This window comes from Mucilaginibacter hurinus (assembly GCF_003324525.1).
Taxonomy (GTDB): domain Bacteria; phylum Bacteroidota; class Bacteroidia; order Sphingobacteriales; family Sphingobacteriaceae; genus Mucilaginibacter; species Mucilaginibacter hurinus.
Genome location: NZ_QGDC01000001.1, coordinates 250733 through 272161, shown reverse-complemented (window position 1 = coordinate 272161; position 21429 = coordinate 250733). Strand labels below are relative to the sequence as shown.

The 21429-nt window shown below is 43.2% G+C and carries 17 protein-coding genes; 6 read left to right on the top strand and 11 right to left on the bottom strand.

Annotation, left to right across the window (positions count from 1 at the left end; translation table 11 throughout):
• Nucleotides 1-27: 27 nt before the first annotated feature.
• Both DJ568_RS01110 and lat read right to left on the bottom strand, forming a co-directional pair.
• On the bottom strand, nucleotides 28-468 hold the full coding sequence (locus DJ568_RS01110) for a hypothetical protein (protein WP_147238685.1): 441 nt from the start codon (nucleotides 466-468) through the stop codon (nucleotides 28-30).
• Between the two features lie 198 nt (nucleotides 469-666).
• Nucleotides 667-1998, bottom strand: a complete 1332-nt coding sequence (gene lat / locus DJ568_RS01105; protein WP_114003383.1) for an L-lysine 6-transaminase — start codon at nucleotides 1996-1998, stop codon at nucleotides 667-669.
• A gap of 356 nt (nucleotides 1999-2354) precedes the next feature.
• Between lat and DJ568_RS01100 the strand changes: the two genes are divergently transcribed.
• Nucleotides 2355-4619, top strand: a complete 2265-nt coding sequence (locus DJ568_RS01100) for a GH92 family glycosyl hydrolase (protein WP_114003382.1) — start codon at nucleotides 2355-2357, stop codon at nucleotides 4617-4619.
• Nucleotides 4620-4763: 144 nt separating this feature from the next.
• Here DJ568_RS01100 and DJ568_RS01095 read toward each other — a convergent pair whose 3' ends face one another.
• Nucleotides 4764-5663, bottom strand: a complete 900-nt coding sequence (locus DJ568_RS01095) for a 1-aminocyclopropane-1-carboxylate deaminase/D-cysteine desulfhydrase (protein ID WP_114003381.1) — start codon at nucleotides 5661-5663, stop codon at nucleotides 4764-4766.
• A gap of 72 nt (nucleotides 5664-5735) precedes the next feature.
• Here DJ568_RS01095 and DJ568_RS01090 point away from each other — a divergent pair, with 72 nt between their 5' ends.
• The 3 genes from DJ568_RS01090 to DJ568_RS17075 all read left to right on the top strand — a co-directional run bounded on the left by DJ568_RS01090 (nucleotide 5736) and on the right by DJ568_RS17075 (nucleotide 8449).
• Nucleotides 5736-6779, top strand: a complete 1044-nt coding sequence (locus tag DJ568_RS01090; protein ID WP_114003380.1) for an RluA family pseudouridine synthase — start codon at nucleotides 5736-5738, stop codon at nucleotides 6777-6779.
• A 17-nt stretch (nucleotides 6780-6796) separates the two neighbouring features.
• The gene (locus DJ568_RS01085; protein WP_114003379.1) at nucleotides 6797-7630 is read left to right on the top strand and encodes an aminotransferase class IV; all 834 of its coding nucleotides are present in this window, start codon (nucleotides 6797-6799) and stop codon (nucleotides 7628-7630) included.
• Between the two features lie 78 nt (nucleotides 7631-7708).
• Entirely contained in the window at nucleotides 7709-8449 is a 741-nt protein-coding gene (locus DJ568_RS17075; RefSeq protein WP_147238684.1) for a ceramidase, read from the top strand.
• Nucleotides 8450-8518: 69 nt separating this feature from the next.
• Here the strand turns inward: DJ568_RS17075 and fmt are convergent, their stop codons facing one another.
• Nucleotides 8519-9436: a methionyl-tRNA formyltransferase gene (gene fmt / locus DJ568_RS01070; protein ID WP_199560820.1), complete on the bottom strand. Its 918-nt coding sequence runs from the start codon at nucleotides 9434-9436 to the stop codon at nucleotides 8519-8521.
• Between the two features lie 89 nt (nucleotides 9437-9525).
• On the bottom strand, nucleotides 9526-10785 hold the full coding sequence (locus tag DJ568_RS01065) for an exo-beta-N-acetylmuramidase NamZ family protein (RefSeq protein WP_114003375.1): 1260 nt from the start codon (nucleotides 10783-10785) through the stop codon (nucleotides 9526-9528).
• 54 nt (nucleotides 10786-10839) lie between these two features.
• Between DJ568_RS01065 and DJ568_RS01060 the strand changes: the two genes are divergently transcribed.
• Nucleotides 10840-12087 carry an ABC transporter permease gene (locus DJ568_RS01060; RefSeq protein ID WP_262510656.1) on the top strand — a complete coding sequence of 416 codons (1248 nt, stop codon included), beginning with the start codon at nucleotides 10840-10842 and terminating at the stop codon, nucleotides 12085-12087.
• A gap of 72 nt (nucleotides 12088-12159) precedes the next feature.
• Here the strand turns inward: DJ568_RS01060 and DJ568_RS01055 are convergent, their stop codons facing one another.
• The 6 genes from DJ568_RS01055 to DJ568_RS01030 form a co-directional block, all read right to left on the bottom strand.
• Nucleotides 12160-13521 (bottom strand): outer membrane beta-barrel protein, encoded by a 1362-nt coding sequence (locus DJ568_RS01055; protein ID WP_114003373.1) that lies wholly within the window; start codon nucleotides 13519-13521, stop codon nucleotides 12160-12162.
• Entirely contained in the window at nucleotides 13514-14131 is a 618-nt protein-coding gene (locus DJ568_RS01050; RefSeq protein WP_233496598.1) for an RNA polymerase sigma factor, read from the bottom strand. The genes DJ568_RS01055 and DJ568_RS01050 overlap by 8 nt, the downstream gene beginning before the upstream one ends.
• Before the next feature lie 5 nt (nucleotides 14132-14136).
• Nucleotides 14137-14583 (bottom strand): hypothetical protein, encoded by a 447-nt coding sequence (locus DJ568_RS01045; protein ID WP_147238683.1) that lies wholly within the window; start codon nucleotides 14581-14583, stop codon nucleotides 14137-14139.
• Between the two features lie 65 nt (nucleotides 14584-14648).
• Complete coding sequence (mazG, locus tag DJ568_RS01040; protein ID WP_114003371.1) at nucleotides 14649-15452, bottom strand: nucleoside triphosphate pyrophosphohydrolase; 804 nt, start codon at nucleotides 15450-15452, stop codon at nucleotides 14649-14651.
• 101 nt (nucleotides 15453-15553) lie between these two features.
• Nucleotides 15554-16246 (bottom strand): tRNA (5-methylaminomethyl-2-thiouridine)(34)-methyltransferase MnmD, encoded by a 693-nt coding sequence (mnmD, locus tag DJ568_RS01035; RefSeq protein WP_114003370.1) that lies wholly within the window; start codon nucleotides 16244-16246, stop codon nucleotides 15554-15556.
• Between the two features lie 79 nt (nucleotides 16247-16325).
• Nucleotides 16326-18380 (bottom strand): M13 family metallopeptidase, encoded by a 2055-nt coding sequence (locus DJ568_RS01030; RefSeq protein WP_199560819.1) that lies wholly within the window; start codon nucleotides 18378-18380, stop codon nucleotides 16326-16328.
• 343 nt (nucleotides 18381-18723) lie between these two features.
• On the opposite strand from DJ568_RS01030, the gene DJ568_RS01025 reads away from it, so the two are divergent.
• Nucleotides 18724-21429, top strand: coding sequence for a valine--tRNA ligase (locus tag DJ568_RS01025; protein ID WP_114003369.1), 2706 nt, complete (start codon nucleotides 18724-18726; stop codon nucleotides 21427-21429).

Genomic DNA, 21429 nt, shown 5'->3' with positions numbered 1-21429 from the left:
TTACCCAATTGAATATTAAATATCCGGTTAGGGCTTCAAATAATCAAAGCGATTATTATCCTTGCTTTTTTCGCGTTTTAGCTTGTTTTCATTTGCAAGCTTTAAAAGTATACCTGATAATTCAGATGTTTTAAAATTTGAATCGTAGTGTTCTCTGCAATGATCGGCAATAGCTGAAATGGAGCGTGGCACATCAAAAAAATCCGTTGCTAACAGCTGGTTTAAAACACGTGTAGCTCCTGGCTTTTTTTTAACCTGTGTACCATAAACTTCAGCGCCGTTATCTGCCTTTAGTTTACGGCTGCGTTTGTAGGCTTCGCCACCTTCGGTATCAACTCTGTCTACATCTATCAATACATCAAATAATTTTTCGGCAATCTTTACCTGCACAGCTTCAGATTTAAAAGTGTTAACCACTTCAGATATCTCTGCCAATTGCTTTTTTAATTTTTCGATTTGTTTATTCATGATAGGTGCGGTTTTAGGAGATGAAAGCATAAAGTACTTGCGTTTTAAATTAGCTTAACAGTAAAAATTTAAATATTGTGAAACTTATCAAATATTATTTATTTAACAGTATTAAAGCCGTTTTAGTACAAAGTACAGAAAAAAACTGACCGAAACAGGGCGTAACGGACGCTTGTAGCAATATTATTACACTATTGGTTAAAATTGTGAAGATATTTTTTTGAGTATGCTAAGCCCCTCATCAATATGTTTTTTCTCAATAATAAGCGCAGGCCGGAAACGTATACTTTTTTCGCCACAACCCAAAAACATAACGTTGTGTTGTAACCCCTTCGCGATGAAGCTATCACGGGTATCTTTATCCTTAAAATCAAAAGCGGTAAGCAGGCCTTTTCCCCTTATATTGCTGATAGCAGGTGTATCGCTGGCTATGTTATGTAGTTCACTCTGTAAATACTTGCCCATATTATCGGCATTGCCGCACAGGTCGTCCTCATGTATTATTTCAAGTATTTTGGTAGCGCGTACCATATCAACCAAATTTCCACCCCAGGTTGAATTAATACGTGATGACACTTTAAATACGTTATTCTCTACTTCATCAATCCTGCGCCCTGCAAGCATACCGCAAACCTGCATTTTTTTGCCAAAGGCAATGATGTCCGGGCGCGCGTTTTCGCCAAAGTGCTCATGGCACCAGAATTTACCGCTTAGCCCAACACCGGTTTGTACCTCATCGTAAATAAGCAATGCGTCATACTCATCGGCCAGTTTACGCAATTGCTCGGCAAACTCCCTGCGCATATGCCTGTCACCACCCTCTGCCTGCACAGGTTCAACAATAATTGCGCAGATGTCGTCTTTGTTCTCTTCAAAGGCTTTTCGTATTTCCGCAACTGATGCCGCTTCCCTTTTAATCAAATCTTCATTACCGTCATTAGCATGCGTAAAATCAACCGCCGGGAATGTTACGCGCGGCCAGTCAAATCTGGCGTACCACTTGGTTTTCACCGGCAAGGTATTGGTAAGGCTTAGTGTATAGCCGGACCGGCCATGAAAAGCGTGGTCAAAGTGCAGCACTTTATGGCCTTTTTCACTGGTATATCCTTTAGCAAAGTTTTTTTGCACCTTCCAGTCCATAGCTGCTTTAAGCGCATTCTCAATAGCAAGTGTCCCGCCCGAAATAAAAAAAGCATGCGGCAAGTAATCCGGAATGGCAACTTTGGCAAACGTATCCACAAACTGGGCGTATTGCGTAGTGTAAATGTCAGAGTTTGAGGGGTTAGTCAGCGCCGCCAGTAACAAGCTTTTTTTAAAGGCTTCGTCGGCTAGCATTTTAGGATGGTTATAGCCTAATGGTACTGATGCAAAGCAGGTGAAAAGATCTAATAAGGTCCGTTTGTTTTTTGAATCGTATATATAAACCCCGGCGCTTTTTTCCATGTCAAAGGTGAGGTCGTAGCCATCGGCCAACACATGCTTTTGTAGTGCGGCCTGAACATTTTCAGGGGATATCCGGAGCTCATACATATACTTATCGGTTTAAACAAACTTACAAAAAACAGGGAAATTAATCAATTGAGGCGCTTTTTGAACTGCATCTGAAATAAAGTGCTTTAAATTGTTTAAAGTTATCTTTTGTACCAAATTGCATTCGGGTTTTTGTAGCTCCGGGTATTTATTGCCCGGTTTACGAAGTAAATTTGGTCGATAGTTACCTTTTATCGGGGCAATAGTTTTTTAGTCAGGTGGCTATATCCATCTTTGCCCGGCTATATTTGTAACGAAAATGTGATTACTTCATCGCTGCATAAAATTTTTTAGTGTAACGATTTAGCATATATTTACACCTTGTTATTCCAATGTATCAAATTAACTTAAATTGAATGAAAAATTACAAGATGCTAATCGCAGCTTTACTATTTTTAAGCTACAGCGCGTTTGGCCAGGATTACGTAAAATATGTTAACACCTTGCAAGGTACATATTCGCATTGGGGCCTTTCATACGGAAGCACTTATCCTACAGTTGGCTTGCCTCATGGCCAGCATTTTTACTCGCCTCAAACCGGAAAAAACGGTGATGGCTGGAAATACCAGTACCAGGCTGATAAGATACGCGGTTTTCAGCAAGTGCACCAATGCAGCCCGTGGATGGGTGATTATGCGGTATTTTCGTTAATGCCTGTTGAAGGTAAGATGGTTGCTAATGAAGACGAGCGGGCATCAGCATTTAAGCACGAAAATGAGCAGGCCGGACCTGACTACTATAAAGTAAAGTTTGACAATGGTATAACTACAGAAATAACTCCGGTTGAAAGAGGTGCGCAAATGCGTTTTACCTTTACCGGGAAAGATGATGCCTACCTGGTATTTGACGGCTTTATTAAAACCAGCGACTTCCAGATATTGCCCGAGCAACGCAAAATAATTGGTTGGGTGCGTAATGGTACTTTTATCCCCAATACCTTTAAAGGTTATTTTGTAATAGAATTTGATCAGCCTATTATAGGTTATGGTACATGGGCCGACAAGGGTAAAACCGTAAATGCCGGTAGCAAGGCATTAGCCGGTACAGCTGTGGGTGCCTATATTCAGTTTAAAAAAGGCGCTAAAGTTGTAGCTAAAATGGCTACTTCATACATCAGCCAGGAGCAGGCCTACCTTACACTAAAAACTGAAATAAAGCCTAAAACAACATTTGAGCAAACCAGGAACGCGGCCCGCAAAGTATGGAACAACCTGTTGGGCCGTATTGCTGTTGAGGGAGGCACTGAAGAGGAAAAGGCTACCTTTTACTCATGTTTATTCAGATCAAACCTGTTCTCGCGGAAATTTTATGAAATAAACGAAAAGGGCGAGCCATACTATTACAGCCCTTACGATGAAAAAATACATAAGGGTTATATGTATACCGATAACGGTTTCTGGGACACCTTCCGCACGCAGTTCCCGCTAAACAATATTCTTCATCCAACTATGCAGGGTAGGTACATGCAAAGTTTAATTGACGCGCAGCAGCAATTTGGCTTTTATCCGGCATGGTCAAATCCGGGTATGTCAGGAGTAATGTTGGGCAATCACGCTATGTCCTTGCTTGCAGATGCATGGGCAAAGGGAATACGCAACTTTGATCCGCACCAGGCATTAGTTGGATATGTGCATGAGGTTACTAATAAAGGTCCATTTGGTGGTTCAAGTGGACGCGACGGATGGAAAGATTATTTCGTTGCCGGATTTATCCCTACAAATGAAGTTGGCGAGTCTACTGCGAAAACACTGGAATTGGCTTATGACGATTTTTGCGCCTACAACCTGGCTAAAATGTCTGGTGATAGTTTTCATGAGAACATGTTTGAGCGCCAGATATTTAATTATAAAAATGTTTACGATCCGTCAGTAGGGTTTATGCGCGGCCGCACCCGCGAAGGAAAATGGGTGCCCGAAAATTTCGATCCTAAAGAATGGGGCGGCGCGTTTACAGAAGGTAACTCATGGCAATACAGCTGGTCCGTTTTTCATGACGTAAAAGGATTGGTTAAGCTAATGGGTGGCGAAAAGGCAGTACAAACCAAATTGGATACATTTTTTAATACCACAAGTGACTTCAAAGTAGGATCATACAAGCAGGAGATACATGAAATGACTGAAATGGTACTGGCTAACATGGGTCAATATGCACATGGTAACCAGCCTTGTATGCACGTTGGTTACTTATACAATTACTTAAGGCAGCCGTGGAAAACCCAGCACCGTGTTCGTGCGGTAATGGATAAATTGTACAATGCAGGGCCTAAAGGCTTCCCGGGCGATGAAGACCAGGGGGCAATGTCATCATGGTACGTAATCAGTGCGTTAGGTATATACAGTGTAACACCTGGTATTGATCAATATGTAATTGGTAGCCCGGTATTTAATAAAGCTACCGTAACATTGGAAAATGGCAAAAAATTCACGGTTATTGCCGAAAATAACAGCAAAACTAATGTATACATTCAGTCGGCTACCTTAAATGGTAAGCCGCATTCACATAACTTTATCACTCACAAAGATATTACGGATGGCGGGACGCTGGTATTAAAAATGGGCGATAAACCCAACATGCAGCGCGGTATTGCCGATGAGGATATGCCTTTCTCGGTATCCAACTAAATATACTACGTGTTCAAAAATAGCGGGCTACCTAGGTGCCTGCTATTTTTGTTTACATTATCATGTTATATACTGCGAATCTCGGCCAATGGCTTGCACTTGCCTAAAATGCCAAGGCAGCCTTAATAAATACTAAAGCGCACTTCACCCGGTGAAATTAAATCTTTCTTTCATCCCCAAAATACCCAATAGCCCGCCTGTATGCACGGCCAGTATCCGGCTGCCTTTTTTGAAATGTCCTTTTTCTATTAAATTAAACAAAGCGTACATCATTTTGCCGGTATAAACAGGCTCCAGCATAATACCTGTTGATGAAGTGAATTGCTTTATAAATTCAACTAGTGCAGGCGTTACTTTGGCATAACCGCCAAAGTGATACGCGGTATGCAAATGGTATTCGGCTGGTCCGGCTAAATATTTATCAATGCCCGGTCTTAAAAATTCTCCGTTTTTTAAAACGGGAATTATATGCATGCGGGTGTTAAGCTGATGTTTTAAAATGCCGTTGATGATCCCGGCGCCGGTAGTTCCGGTACCCCCAGCACAAATAATATCGTCATAAGTTTCTGATAGCTCGGTTATCAGTTCGCTGCAGCCCCTGGCACCTTCCTCACAGGCGCCCCCCTCATCTACAAAAAAAGCTGTTGTATCATCACCAAAATGTTTGGTAAACAGCCCGGCTTTATCACGGTAGCTGTCGCGGTTGGTAAATAGTAGCTGCATGCCATGCATGCTGCATAAAAATAATGTATCATTAAATACCTGCTCGCCGCGTACAATACCGGTGGCTTTAAAACCAAATTTAGCCGCAGCGGCCGCCGTTGCTAACAGATGATTGGCATAGGCGCCGCCAAATGTTACCAGGTGTGTTTTATTTTTGGCCTGTGCCTCCCTTAATATATACTTAAGTTTACGCCATTTATTGCCCGAAATAAACGGATGTATCAGGTCGTCGCGCTTAATGAATACTTCAACGCCATGTTCATCAAAAATAGCATTTTTGATTTGCTCTACAGGACTAAAAAAATTAAGGTTAACGGGCATACCTAACACAACATATATGGTATTGCAATATTACGTGTAAGCAACCATAAAAAACGATTACTTTTGCTGCAAATGGCAGAAGATACCGAACTTATAGAACAGGATGAGCAGGACCTTTATGAACATTTACGCATAGTTGTTGATAAAGGACAATCACTGTTGCGTATTGATAAGTTTTTGATGGTTAGGGTTGAAAATGCTTCACGTAACCGCATACAAAACGCTATTGAATTGGGTAATGTGCTGGTTAATGATAAAACCGTTAAGTCAAGCTATAAAGTAAAACCGCTGGATGTTATATCAGTAGTATTACCGCACCCGCCCCGCGATACGGAGGTATACCCGGAAGACCTTCCGCTGAATATTGTTTACGAAGACGACGACGTGTTGGTAGTAAATAAGGAGGCCGGTATGGTTGTGCATCCCGGCTATAATAATTATACGGGTACGTTGGTGAATGCCCTGGTTCATCATTTTCAGCAGCTGCCAACTCTTCCCGGAAATGACGGCCGGCCGGGGTTGGTGCACCGCATTGATAAAGATACGTCAGGTTTATTGCTTATAAGTAAAAACGAGCGGTCAATGAATTACCTGGCCAAGCAGTTTTTCGACCATAGCATTACCCGCAAATACCTCGCCCTGGTTTGGGGCGACCTGCCGGAAGACGGAACAGTAACAGGTTACATTGGCCGCAGCGTGGCCGACAGGCGGGTGATGTCGATATATGATGACGCGGATAAAGGAAAGTGGTCAGTGACGCATTACAAGGTGCTTGAGCGGCTTAGTTATGTTACGTTGATAGAATGCCAGTTAGAAACCGGCCGTACACATCAGATACGTGCGCATATGCGCCATATAGGTCATCCCTTATTTAGTGATGCCACCTACGGCGGTGATAAAATATTAAAAGGCACCGTGTTTAGCAAATACAGGCAATTTGTTGAAAACTGCTTTGCGCTGATGCCGCGACAGGCATTGCATGCACAAACACTGGGTTTTGTGCATCCGTCGCAAAAAAAATATTTGCATTTTGAAGCGCCTGTACCGCAGGACTTTGACGGCGTGTTGCAAAAATGGCGCAAATATATCTCAGCAACAACAGACCAAAACGAGTAATTTAGTGTTTATATCGCATGATGCCTTTTATCAATTTTAATGGCGAAATAGTGCCGGCAGACAGTAAGTTGTTTACGGTGTCAAATCGTGGATTTAAATATGGTGATGGGTTGTTTGAGAGTATGCGGATGATGAAGGGCAAGCTGAAGTTCGCCGACTTGCACGCCGACCGCCTGCAGCGTGGAATGAAAGCGTTGAAGCTGGATGGTTACTCGCAAATGGATAGCTGGTTTCTAAACCATAAGGCCGAAGAACTCGCGGCACGCAATAAGGTAAAGCACGCACGCCTGCGTTTAACTGTTTACCGGGATGCTGAGGGATTGTATGCCCCCAGCCAAAATAAAGCAGGTTATTGTCTTGAATTGATACCTACTGATGAACCTCGATATTTTTTAAATGAAAAGGGCCTGATAGTAGATGTGTTTACTGATGTGCCTAAGCCTTGCAACTATTTGTCAAACATCAAAACATGTAATTCGCTTACTTATGTAATGGCCGGGTTATTTAAAATGCAGCACAACCTTGATGAGGTATTGCTGCTAAACCAGTACGGTAATTTATGCGAGGCGGGTAGTTCAAACGTTTTTGTATGGTATCAAAATCACTTGTACACCCCTGCATTAAGCGAGGGCTGCGTAGAAGGGGTAATGCGCCAGGTGGTTATTAATATAGCCAAACACAATAAAATTGCTATAACCGAAGCGCAGATAAAGCCCGACATTTTATATGAAGCTGACGAAGTATTTGTAACCAATGCCAGTCGTGGCATACAGGCCGTTATGGGCTACGGCGTTAAACGTTATTTTAACAGGCTAAGTAAAGGGCTAATGGACGAACTCAACAAGCTGTAGGTACAACAATTACCCGTTGTAAATAACATATTGCCCAACATTAAACCGAAAGCTGTGTTATAGGATAAAAAGACCTATATGCAGCTACAACTTTTGCCGCCCGACGGATCAATGCCGTATACCGAAACCAATATGGCTCACTTGTTTCCTGAACCCTGGAATATGGTGACATCCGCGCTGTTTTTAATACCCGCGTTATACTGGATAATAAAACTAAAGGGATTTGATAAGCGCCATACGTTTTTAAGTGTTGCCGTTTGGTTGCTTTTAACAGGTTGTATTGGCAGTACGTTGTACCATGGCTTCAGGCGGTGGAGCTTTTTTATGTATATGGATTGGGTGCCAATTGCCCTGCTTTGCATGATGGCCAGCATATTTTTTATTGTAAAGGTTACCGGCAGCTGGAAGTACGGTGCACTATCGTTGGTGGCGTTTGTAGCGATAGAATTGATATTGCGCGAATTATACCTCCTTTATGATAAACACATCATGTTCAGCCTTAATTACGGGTTAATGGTGCTGATGATTGTAGGTCCCTTGTTTATGTTGCTAATAAAGACTCGATGGCGTAATGGTTTGTTAGTGGCCGGGGCATTAGTGTTTTTTGGCCTGGCGCTTTATTGCCGTATTGTTGATGCCGGCTCAACATGGCCTATGGGTACACATTTTTTGTGGCATGCATTTGGCATGGTGGCCACGTCGCTGATATTTTTATTTGTGTACAGGCTTAACACGTTTAGCTACATCAGGGGCAATCTGCGCGAAACGACCATACTACCCATATATGATAAACGTTTCGAGGGCAGGGAGGGTGCTTAACTTTATATAAAGTATTTAGGAATTTGCCGACTGCGGTTGACAACGCGGGTAAAAGATAGCGTTAACATGCTACAACTTTACCCCGCGTAAAAACTCTTCAATCCCCATACGTTTCTTGCCCTCCAGCTGTATATCAGTAAGGCAAATAAACCCGTTGGCTGCGGCAAACTTTAAATAAGTTTTGTTATCAGTTAAAAAGCCTCCGGGTTGTATGGCAGGCTCGGTTTCCTGGTATTCAGCTTTATATATTTTCAGATTTTTGCCGTTTAATATAGTATAAGCTGCCGGTGACGGGCTTAATCCGCGTATCAGGTTGTATATTTTTTCGGCAGGCTGTGTCCAGTCAATACTCCCAAGTTCCTTAGTTAATTTAGGGGCATGCTGCAGTTCGCTTTCGGGGGCTATCTCAGCTTGAGGGTGTTCATGGTAGCGGCCGCTTTCAATAGCCTTAACTGTTTTTACCAGCAGCCCTGCGCCTTTATTCATCAGGCGATCATGCAGTTCTCCGGCAGTTTCATGGCCGGTTAGGGTAACTTTTTCAGTAAACAGGATATCGCCTGTATCAATTTCCTGCTTAAGGAAGAATGTAGTAACGCCGCTTTCTTTTTCGCCGTTTATCAGCACCCAATTTATGGGCGCGGCACCACGGTACTGGGGCAGCAGAGATGCATGCAAATTAATTGTGCCTTTAGGAGGCATGCTCCATACCACCTGCGGTAACATCCTGAATGCGACTACTACCTGTAAATCTGCTTTAATGGCATTTAATTCAGCCAGAAATTCAGGGTCTTTCAACTTTACCGGCTGTAGTACTTTAATACCTTTTTCAATACCATATTGCTTTACAGCACTCTCGCTTATTTTTTGCCCACGGCCGGCTGGCTTGTCGGGTGCTGTAACCACAGCAACAATATCACAGCCGGCTTGCATAAGCTCATGTAATGATGCTACTGCAAACTGCGGGGTACCCATAAATACAATTCTCATGATACGCTATTTTTTTCGGTGTTGAATACAGTATGAATAAATATTGAACCGTTAAATTGTTTGCAGCCAGCATCAATTTTTGTAAGCCTTTAAGGGTACAGTAAATATTTTTTTCGCATTACCCTATACTCGCTTAATGCAGGCTCCCAGCTTTGCCTTATTTCAGCTTCGCTTAAGCCGGCCTCAATTTGCTTTCTAAGCTGGTTGCTTCCGGTGAGCTTTGTAAAATACGCATTAAAAAACTGTTTTTTATCAGGGAACTCATTATAAAATTGTAGCAGCCAGGTTAAATTAAGTTTACCTGACAATTGGATATTTTTAGTGTCGAAATTCCTCAAGTCTACCCCATAACATGCCTTGCCTTTTTGTGGCGGGTTATCACTCATGCCTGGTATGCTTACCGGCGTAAACGAGTACTTATATTTAGTTTTTAAAAGGGGGTGCCCGATAACCTGGAAAGGAAACCTGGTGCCGCGTCCTAAACTGAAAGTGGTTCCCTCAAACAGGCAAATATGCGGGTACAGCAATATGGATTGCTGTGTGTTGAGGTTGGGTGACGGGTTAACAGGCAATGTGTAGGCTGATGTATGGGTATAGTTGGCTACTTTAACAACTTGCAGAGCACATTGCATGCCGTCCTTAAGCCATTTTTCGCCATTTATCATCATCGCATATTCACCAATGGTCATGCCGTGGGTGATGGGTATGGGGTGCATGCCTACAAACGAGCGGAAAGCAGTATCAAGCACCGGCCCGTCAACACTGAAGCCATGGGGATTGGGGCGGTCAAGCACCAGTAGTTTAACATTATTTTCAGCACAGGCTTCCATCACGTAATGCAGTGTGGAGATGTAGGTATAAAACCTGGCCCCTACATCCTGTATATCAAATATCATTACGTCGAGCCCTTTCATATCAGCAGGTGTAGGTTTATAATGTTTGCCATACAATGATATTACGGGCAATCCTGTAGCCTTATCAACACTGTTGCCAATAACGGCACCGTCGGCAGCATTACCTCTAAAACCATGCTCAGGGCCAAATATTTTTTTTACGCGTACACCACGTCTTAACAAGCTATCTACAATAGACGTATTTTTACTGCCTATAATTGATGTCGGGTTCACCACCATACCAACATTTAAGCCTTTAAGGCTATCTATATAAAGTTCTGTACGGTCTGCTCCGGGCATCAAGGTTTTTACAGGACTACTTTCTGTCGAATCTGTAACAGCGGAGCCCTTTTTTAATGTATCCTGCAGGCTTTTTGTTGAAACTCCGCCGCAGGTATTGGCAGCCACAATACAGGTGAGCACAGTTATTCGCGAAAAAATTGTTGTATATAGCATAAAACCCTCCGTGTTACATTTTAAATAATCACATTTAACAGTAAAACTGCATATTTGCGAAGTTACAAAAATCGTACAGGTTTGAGTTTTTCATCCTTCATAGCCGGCCGCATAACCTTCAGGTCAAGGCGCACATTCTCTAAACTGATTGTGCGGATTGCCGTTATTGGCATAATGCTGGGCCTTGGAGTGATGATACTTTCGCTGGCCATAGTACAAGGGTTTAAGCAGGAAATACGCGAAAAGATACGCGGATTCTCGGGCGACATCCAGGTAGTGAAGTTTGATCTGAACAATTCGTACGAAAATTCTCCTTTTATAGCTGATAATGATTTTGTAAAACAAGCGCGCAAAAATAAGCTGATTAACTATATAGTTCCTTTTGCTATAAAGCCGGGCATAATCAAAGCTAATGACGAAATAGAAGGCGTGGTGTTAAAAGGCGTGGATAAGCAGTATGACTGGAGCTTTTTTACCAAAGGCACGCTTGAAGGGAAAGTAATAGATTTTAAAGACTCATTGGCGGCACAAAAACAGATCATGGTTTCCCGCCGCATAGCCGACAGGTTGAAGCTAAAAGTGGGCGACGACCTATTGATGTATTTTGTGCAGGAGCCCCTGCGTAAACGTAAGTTCACCATTTGCGGCATATACAGCGCAGGTATTGATGAGGTTGATAAAATTTATGTGATAGGCAGCCTGTCGCTTATACAGCGCCTTAATGATTGGGGACGCGAAGAGATAGGAGGGTATGAGGTAAGGATAAGTGATTTTAACAGGCTGGCGCAAGCGGATGATTTTTTAGAGCGTACAATGCCCATCCGGCTAAAGTCGTACTCAATACTTGAAATTTACCCGACTGTTTTTGAATGGCTCACCATGATTGATGTTAATGATCGTGTAATGCTTATATTGATGCTTGTTGTCGCGGTGATTAATATGATATCTGCCCTGCTGATCATGATACTGGAGCGTACTGCCATGATAGGTATTTTTAAGGCTATGGGTGCCAGCAACTGGAGCATACAAAAGATATTTTTGTATAATGCTTTTTACCTGATAGGCCTGGGCCTGATACTTGGTAATTTATTTGGCCTTGGTATAAGCTTTTTCCAAATAAAAACACACTTTTTTAAACTGGATCCGGCATCATATTATATGAGTTTTGTGCCTATTAGCATCAGCTGGACAGATGTAGTGATGCTAAATATTGGCACACTGGTAATTTGCCTTATTGTGTTGATAGTGCCATCAACATTGGTTACAAAAATATCTCCTGTAAAAGCTATCAGGTTTAAGTAACCTTATATCCTATCCTGTATTAAGGGAAAAACTAAGCTATCTACGTCTATCCTTCGGTCAGATCTAAAGCAGTTACTTTCTCGTTTGGAAGTTCAGCTTAAGATTTATACCACCTGCACCAAAACGTATTTGCTGAGCACCAAGGCCCGACAGGGGATATTTCACAAACGGTTCAATAACCAGTCGGTTATTTTTGCCAAGCGGATAACCAACTCCAAAGGCCACATTTAGTGTACGGGCAAAGTAAAATCCGTTGAAACTATTATTTATTTTTTCGTCAACCTGTAACATCTCCTGGTTTTCGGCCGTGCTGAAAGGCGCCGGATAATCGTACCTGTAGGTGTAGTTCTCGTTTATGAATGTTCCTGAACTTAATCCCGCAGAGATGTACGTGTCGCTTTTCTCAGGATTGAACTCATATTTCAGGTTCACAGGAATATCCAACCCGGTTAAGCGGGCGTTATAGTTATTAAGCGTAGGTGCAGCCGATGTACCTGATGGATCAAAGAACTTGTTATTAGATAAAGTTTTAGCCACCATTGAGGCCTCAACGGCAACTTTTGGAACATCATTGCTGCTGCCCTGGTAGTTAAATGAGTTTTGCGCAATTGATACGCCGGTAGATAACTTCAGGTTTTTGCTAATACGGAAATCTGAAGAAAATCCCGCGCCAACGTTTAACTTGTTCTCGCTTCCTTCGGCGTAGTTCATGTGTGTGCCCGCAAACACACCAAAGTGTACAGCCTTGTCGGTTTTGGACTTTTCTGCCACTTTGCCGGTATTAGCCATGGCTTCACGTTCAAGCATAGCTTCCATAGCAGATTTTTGCTGCGGTGCTTGCCGCTGCACTGCCGCTTCTTTTTTTTCAACAACAGAGCTATTAGGATTTTGCGTGGCTGCATACACTTGTGCCGGTACTTTAGTGGCAACATTTACCGCCGTGTCTGCTGTAACTGGATCAACCGGCGGCGGAATGTTTTTGATAGCAGCCATAATCTGCGCGGTGGTTACTTCAGGTTGCACCTTAATCTCTTGTTGTGCAAATGGTTTTACGCCTGGATTGTTAGCCGGCACCTTGCTGCCGGTTGGTGTTATGTTGCCTGCCATTGAAGGGCTGTTTTCCACAGCAGGAAGATCAGCCGACGGTGCAGTATTTTGCGTGGTTATATCATTATGGCTGGTTGCCGGTTTCCGGGCGAAAGTGTCATTGTCCGGCTTACCAGGCTCATTTTTTAGCCACAGGCCCACGCCTAAGAACAGCAGGAACATCGCGGCTGCAGAAGCCCACCACAGCCACGCAGTACCGCGATGCTTAGCTGTTGCAGGGAATTTCTCCCTGAGCATCATCCAGCCTTCATCAGCGGTATGGTCTTCATAGTTATCAAAAACCTCACTGATGCGTCTTTTTAAGTCGTTATCAAGCTCTTCACTCATAGCTCTGTGCCTCCGTACTTAAAATTTTCCTTAATTTTTCCTTCGCCCTGCTCAAATAAACCCGCGACGAGCTTACTGGGATGTCTAACATTTTGCTAATCTCGTCATGGTTATACCCGTCTATCTCATACAGGTTAAATATTGCCGACTGTATTTCAGGCAGCTCTTTCAAAAGCTTTAAAATGTCCTGCGCGTTCATTTTGCTAACGGCAGTTTCATTGTGGGCAATTTGCGGCGCGTCGTCAATATCCGTATTCAATTGAAACTTCAAACCTTTACGGCGCTGGTCTATCGCGGTATTTACTACTACAGTGCGCAACCAGGCTTTAAATGGTTTATCTTCGTTATAGGTGTGTATGGCGTTAAATACCTTTATAAAAGCGTCGTTTACCGCTTCAAGTGCATCGTCGCGGTTAATGCTGTAGCGCAAACCAATACCCATGGCATACCCGTAAAATTGTTTGTACAACAATTCCTGGTATTTTATACTGCCTTTTTTACATTGACTGACTATCTCGCTCTCAGTAATGCTTTTGGTTTGCTGCATTAAACGTTCCCGGTGCTTTATGTGACTATCCTGTTCAGGAAGTACAAAGGTAAGTAAAGACACTGTTTTTAATTTGCTGTTTTCTTTAAATCATAAACTACTTTTATGGTATCGTTTGCAGCACCTATTTTTAACAGTGTACCATCATACCAATATTGGTAAGTGCCGTTAAGATGTCTTTTCTTAGACGTATCCGGAAGCGTTTTATCCGTAAATTGTATATAATAGTAGTTATAAGCGTATGTTCCGCGGCTCGGCGCATGTGTACCGGTGGTGTCAGTTACCTGGTAGCCGCTATCAACCTTCATGGTTAGCTTGATATCAGTTTTTACCGTGTCAAACCTGTATTCGGCCCCCGTTACGTGCTTCCTTTTTATCACTACCAGTTTACCGTTAAACTTGCCTTCAGGTGCTGGTATAGGTGTATTATCCCTGTCTTCTTTAAGACATCCTGTTAGTATAATGCCGGCAACTAAAGCTATTGCTGCAAGCATTTTTGTCGTTTTCTGTCTCATATCTATTCCGCTTTAATTACTTTACGGCGATATGAGCAATAACGCTACAAGCACAACTCAAATATTTACAGTTTTTTTGCCTCGTTCCAAAAAACGTCCATTTCTGCCAGTGTCATGTCTTGTAATTGTTTGCCGTTTTCACGCGCCCGGGTTTCAAGGTATTGAAAACGTTTAATAAATTTCCGGTTAGTTTTTTCCAGCGCGTCCTCAGGGTTTATATTGATAAAGCGGGCATAGTTTATGAGCGAAAACAACAAATCCCCAAATTCACTTTCGGCCTTATCATGGTCGATGCTGTTTTCGTCTTCAGCATTAAACTCGTTTTTAAATTCCTGCATCTCTTCCTCAACCTTTTCCCATACCTGGCTTTTCTCTTCCCAGTCAAAACCAACGCCCCTGGCTTTTTCCTGTATACGCGAAGCCTTCACCAATGCCGGCAAGGATGCAGGTACGCCGCCTAAAACAGATTTATTACCTTCCTTTAACTTTATTTGCTCCCAGTTGCGTTTTACATCGGCGTCATCATTTACTTCGGTGTCGCTGTAAATATGCGGATGGCGGTTTATCAGTTTATCGCAAATGCCGTTTAATACATCCGTAATAGTGAAGGCGTTGGTTTCTGAAGCTATTTTTGCATAAAAAACAAGGTGCAGCATAATATCGCCCACTTCCTTTTTAATTTCGGGCATGTCGGCGCTCAAAATCGCATCACTTAGTTCGTAAGTTTCCTCAATAGTTAAATGGCGTATGCTTTCAAGTGTTTGTTTTTTATCCCAGGGACAATTAGCGCGCAGGTCGTCCATAATAGCCAGCAAGCGTTCAAATGATGCGGCAGGGGTAGAGGCGGAGGCAGGAGGAGTTAAGGGCATATTACTAAATATTTACAGAGTTTGGTTCGTTTAATTCCCAGCAAGGCATCGCGATTCCGATTCCAATCGGATATTAACGGACTAAAGATAATGGCAAACTGTTAACCAACATAGTTCAAGGGCTTTATTGCTCGCAGCATTTCCCGTTTTCCAGGGGCACCTGGAGCTTTCTCTACCTTAAGCCCTAAGGCTTTGATGGTGCGTTTCAGGTTGCCGGTGATGGCGTAGGTGACAAATACGCCACCCGGTTTTAAAAACTGCATTGTATGGGCTATGGCGCCTTCGTCCCACATTTCGGGCTGGTGTACGGCTGCAAAGGCATCAAAATAAATCAAGTCATACTGTTGTGCCCAATTAAAATCTAGCAATTTACAGTTAGTAATTTGCAGCCGGCAATAATCGTTTAACATTACTGCTTCCTTAAGTGCTTGCTGGTAATGTTCAGTAAAAGCGCGCCAGGTTTGATCCGTGCAATATTGATTATAGCCAGTGCTGTTTAACAAATCAATTGGCAGCGGATAAGCCTCGATGCCATTATAGTTCAGCTTAATTTCAGCGGCGTGGCAAGCATCAGCGGTAAGTAAAAAGTTAAGGCCGGTGCCAAAGCCTACTTCCAGTACAGATACATGCCCGGTTTGGTTTGATGACAAAAAATATTGCAGCCCCGAATTTACAAATACATGCCTGCTCTCTTGCAGGGCACCATGCCGCGAGTGATAATTTTCGCCCACCTGGTGGTTATAAATAGTGTTTGAGCCGTCGGCGGTTGGTACAATTTGTAGTTCGGGTTTCATAGTTGAAAGTTCAGGGCGAAAATAGAGATAATTTTAAGTCTGCCTATCAACCTTGAGCCATCAACTATGAAGTTTTAAACTACCAAACCTTTATCCTGTCTTCCGGCTTCTTGTACATTTTGTCGCCCTCTTTAACGTTAAATGCTTTATACCATGCATCCACATTGGTAAGCGGGGCATTGGCACGATGCTCTTCAGGTGAGTGTGAATCGGTTAGGATGCGCTGCGCTGCGGTTTGCGGCAATTGCTTGCTGCGCCACACCTGCGCCCACGAAAGGAAGAAGCGTTGATCGCCGGTAAAACCGTCTATCCTATCGTCAGATTGTCCCTGCTTTGTTTTTTTATAGGCATCATAAGCAATGCTTAGGCCGCCAAGGTCGGCAAGGTTTTCGCCAAGGGTAAGCTGGCCGTTAACGTGTATGGTGTCCAGTACGGTAAGTGCTTCGTATTGTGCAACAACCTTATCGGCGCGTTCTTTAAATTTATCGGCATCTGTTTTAGTCCACCAGTCGCGCAGGGTTCCGTCCGCGTCAAACTGGCGTCCCTTGTCGTCAAATCCGTGCGTTATCTCGTGGCCAATTACGCCGCCTATACCGCCATAGTTAATGGCGTCGTCTGCTTTGAAATCAAAAAACGGAAACTGTAATATCCCTGCCGGAAATACTATCTCGTTATACACTGAGTTGTAGTAGGCATTTACAGTAGGAGGGGTCATGCTCCATACGGTTTTGTCAACCGGTTTACCCAGCTTTTTGGTATTGTCGTTTTGCTTCCATAGCAGTACGCTGCGAATGTTAGCCATATAGTCATTGCGGTTTATAACTACGCCGTCATAAGTTTCCCATTTGTCGGGATAGCCAATTTTTACCTTAAATGCTGCCAGTTTTTTTAACGCCCGCGTCTTGGTTTCGTCGCTCATCCAGTCAAGCTTTTTTATACGCTCCGCATATGTCTCTTTAAGGTTGTTAACCAGCTTTTGCATGTAATCTTTGGCTGCCGGAGGAAAATATCTTTCAACATATAGCTGCCCCAGCAGTTCGCCAAGGTAGTTGTCTACCTGGCTTGCCATACGTTCCGAACGGGGCGCGAGTTCTTTTTGGCCGGTTAATACACTGTTATAGGCAAACCCGGCTTTTACAAACGGTGTACTAAGGTTACCTGATGAATTTTTTAACACCTGCCATTGCAGGTACGTTTTCCAATCGGCAACCGGTACCGCAGTCAGTAGTGAGTCGGCTGTTTTAAAAAATGCAGGTTGACGAACGATTATCGAATCCTGACCTTTCATTTCAAGGCGCATTAAAACATCCGCCCAATTAAGTTTAGGCGTGCATTCACTAAAACCGGTTGTGGTAAACTTATTGTAAGTTAAGTTAGGATCGCGCATTGCTGTGCGCGACATCTGTGCCGTTGCAAGTGACTTTTCAATATTCCAAATTGTTGCTGCTTTTTTTGCTGCATCCTCAGCTTTCGAGCCCGTTAAAGTAAACAAAGCGCCAACATAAGTTTTAAGTGCTTCCTGTATTTTTAGTGACCGGGCATCGTTTTTCAGGTAGTTATCACGATCGGGGAGGGTAGTGCCGCCCTGGCTTAAATGCACCATGTAGTTGTTAACATTTCGGGCATCTACGCTTACCCCAATGCCGAAAAGCGGGCTGGCCCACCCATTTCTATGCTGGTAAATAATTTCATTGATAATACCAGTTAGGTTATTAATCTTTTCAATCCGTTGCAGGTCGGGCTTTATGGGTTGGTAACCCAATTTTTCTATAGCCGCACTGTCCATAGCGCTGGCATACAGATCGCCCACCCCCTGTTTAAGGCTGCCTTTGGGTGCATCGGTAGTTTTACTTACTTCACTTAACAGGCTAACCAGGCGGTCCAGGCTTTCTTGCCTGAGCATTAAAAAGCTTCCCCAGCGCACTTGCTTCGCCGGTATGGCGTTGCGTTTTAGCCAGCTGCCATTGGCATATTCAAAAAAATCATCACCGGGCTTAACCGATGTATTCATGTTGGCAGTGTCGATAAAATGTTGTGGTGTGTTGCTGCCTGCTTTGTTTTTGCCGTAATCCTGGGCAAATGCAGACAGTGATAGGCACAGTGTGCCCATGAGGATGGAACCCGGAATTTTCATGTCAGTTAAAATAAGCGCAAATTTACTCAATTGCCGTAACCCGGCAATTATTATGCGTGTAACAAATTACTTGTTAAACCAGTTGACAAGAAACTCGATCTTCGACCTTTTGAGCAGATCGTGCAGTAAACGATTAAGCGTCAGTGTTTTCATAATAGTTATGATACTTACTTAATAATAACCTTTTTTTACACTGTTTATTGTGTTGGCTGCTCATAGTGCATGGTTGGCGGTTCATCGGCGGTGCAATTTAGCTGTATTAAACCAGGGGCTGTTAACCATAAATCACCAACTAAAATATCTCCCCGTGAACTTCCAATCAAATAACTATTTTTGCAACCTTATGAGTATTTCTAAAACATATCAGCCCCGCGAGTTTGAAGATAAATGGTACAGTTACTGGTTGCAGCATAAGTTTTTTGCATCGGTACCTGATGACCGTGAACCTTACACCATTGTGATTCCGCCGCCTAATGTAACTGGTGTGCTGCACATGGGGCATATGCTTAACAACACTATCCAGGATGTACTTATTCGTCGCGCCCGCATGAAAGGCAAAAATGCCTGCTGGGTACCCGGCACAGATCACGCCAGTATTGCAACTGAGGCTAAGGTAGTAGCCATGTTAAAGGAGCAGGGCGTCAATAAAAAAGATTTGCCCAGGGAAGAGTTTTTAAAGTATGCCTGGGAATGGAAAGAAAAGTACGGCGGCATAATACTTGAACAATTAAAAAAACTGGGCGCTTCGTGCGACTGGGACCGAACAGCTTTTACTATGGATCCGCACATGAGCGAAGCTGTTATAGACACATTTATCCATCTGTACAAAAAAGGCTGGATTTACCGTGGTATACGCATGGTGAACTGGGATCCGCAGGGTAAAACCGCCGTGTCTGACGAGGAAGTTATCCGTAAGGAAGTAAACCAGAAGTTGTACTATATCAGGTATCAGGTATCAAGTACTAAGTATCAAGATCACAGCGAACAGCCTAACGACTCGATACTTGACAGTTCATATTTAACCATTGCTACCACCCGCCCTGAAACCATAATGGCCGACAGCGCTATTTGTATCAACCCAAATGATGAGCGGTATGTTCATTTACACGGCAAAAAGGTATTGGTGCCCCTTATAAATCGCGAGATACCAGTTATACTGGACGACTATGTGGCTATGGACTTTGGTACGGGATGTTTAAAAGTAACCCCAGCGCATGATTTAAACGACTACCAGCTTGGTCAAAAACACAATCTGCCGGTTATAGATATTTTAAATGACGATGGTTCCCTGAATGATAAAGCACAGATTTTGGTGGGTGAAGACCGGTTTGCTGCACGAAAGAAAATAGCAGTGATGCTTGACGAGGCCGGCTCGCTTGAAAAAACAGAAGATTACAAATCGCAGGTGGGCTTTTCCGAACGTACTAACGCGGTAATTGAGCCAAAGCTGTCTATGCAGTGGTTTTGCAAAATGGAAGAAATGGCTAAGCCGGCACTTGATGCTGTACTTAACGGCGAGGTGAATTTAATACCCGAAAAGTTCATTAACACGTACAGGCACTGGATGGAAAATGTGCGCGACTGGAATATTAGCCGCCAGCTTTGGTGGGGACAGCAAATTCCGGCCTGGTACCTGCCCGATGGCCAGTTTGTGGTAGCTAAAACCCGCGAAGAGGCATTTGAGGAAGCAAAGAAGTTAGCTACTAAGTACTCGCAACTCACTGTTAACGACCTCACACAGGAAGAGGACGTGGTTGATACCTGGTTCTCGTCGTGGCTGTGGCCTATATCAGTATTTAATGGTATAGCTGAGCCCGATAATCCCGAAATTAAATATTATTATCCGACAAATGATTTGGTTACGGCGCCGGAAATATTGTTTTTTTGGGTGGCCAGGATGATTATGGCGGGACAGGAGTGGCGCGGTGAAGTGCCGTTTAAAAATGTATATTTAACAGGCATAGTACGTGATAAGCTGGGACGGAAAATGTCTAAATCATTAGGTAATTCGCCTGACCCGTTGGATTTGATTGAGAAATATGGGGCAGACGGTGTACGGATAGGTATGCTCCGCTCGTCACCAGCCGGTAACGACTTGATGTTTGACGAAGAGCATTGCAAGTGGGGAAGCAGTTTTGGCAACAAAATATGGAACGCTTTTTTACTGGTTAAAGGCTGGCAGGTTGACGATAGCCTGACTTGTACTAACCGGGTAGCTATTGAGTGGTTTGAAAGCCGTTTTAGCCAAGCCTTAACCGAAATAGAAGATAATTTTTCGCAGTACCGGATGTCTGAAGCGCTGATGTCGACTTATAAATTAGTATGGGACGATTTCTGTGCATGGTATCTGGAAATGATAAAACCCGGGGGGCAGGTTACAGCAGATGGGATATTTAAACAGCTACCAACCGACAGGGAAACGCACACACGTACCATCAAGTTTTTCGAAGACATTCTGAAAATACTGCATCCGTTTATGCCGTTTATTACTGAAGAGCTATGGCATGACGAACTGTTTGGCGAACGCGGTATAAAAGACAGTTGCATTGTTGCGCAATTGCCAAGTTATGGGGAATTTAATACACAGCTTTTATCAGATACAGAGGTAGTTAAACTAATTATTACGCAAATCAGGAATATCCGCAACAGTAAGCAAATATCTCCTAAAGAGGCACTTACACTTGCGGTAAAAGTTAATTCTAAAATTGATTATTCATCCTATGGCGCTATCATTGGTAAGTTAGGCAACATCAATCAGCTTGATGTAGTGAGCGATAAAATTGGTGGCGCAATAAGCTTCCTGGCCCAAACAGACGAGTTTTTTGTGCCGCTTAACGAAAGCGTAGACCCTGATGCTGAAAAAATCAGGCTGGAAAAAGAAGTAGAATACCTGCAAGGTTTTTTAAAATCAGTTAATTCAAAGCTTACTAATGAGCGGTTTATTCAAAATGCCAAGCCTGAAATTATTGAAACAGAGCGCCGTAAAAAAGCAGATGCAGAGGCTAAACTGGCAATAATTACAAAGGGCCTCCAAGATTTGGCTGGTTAA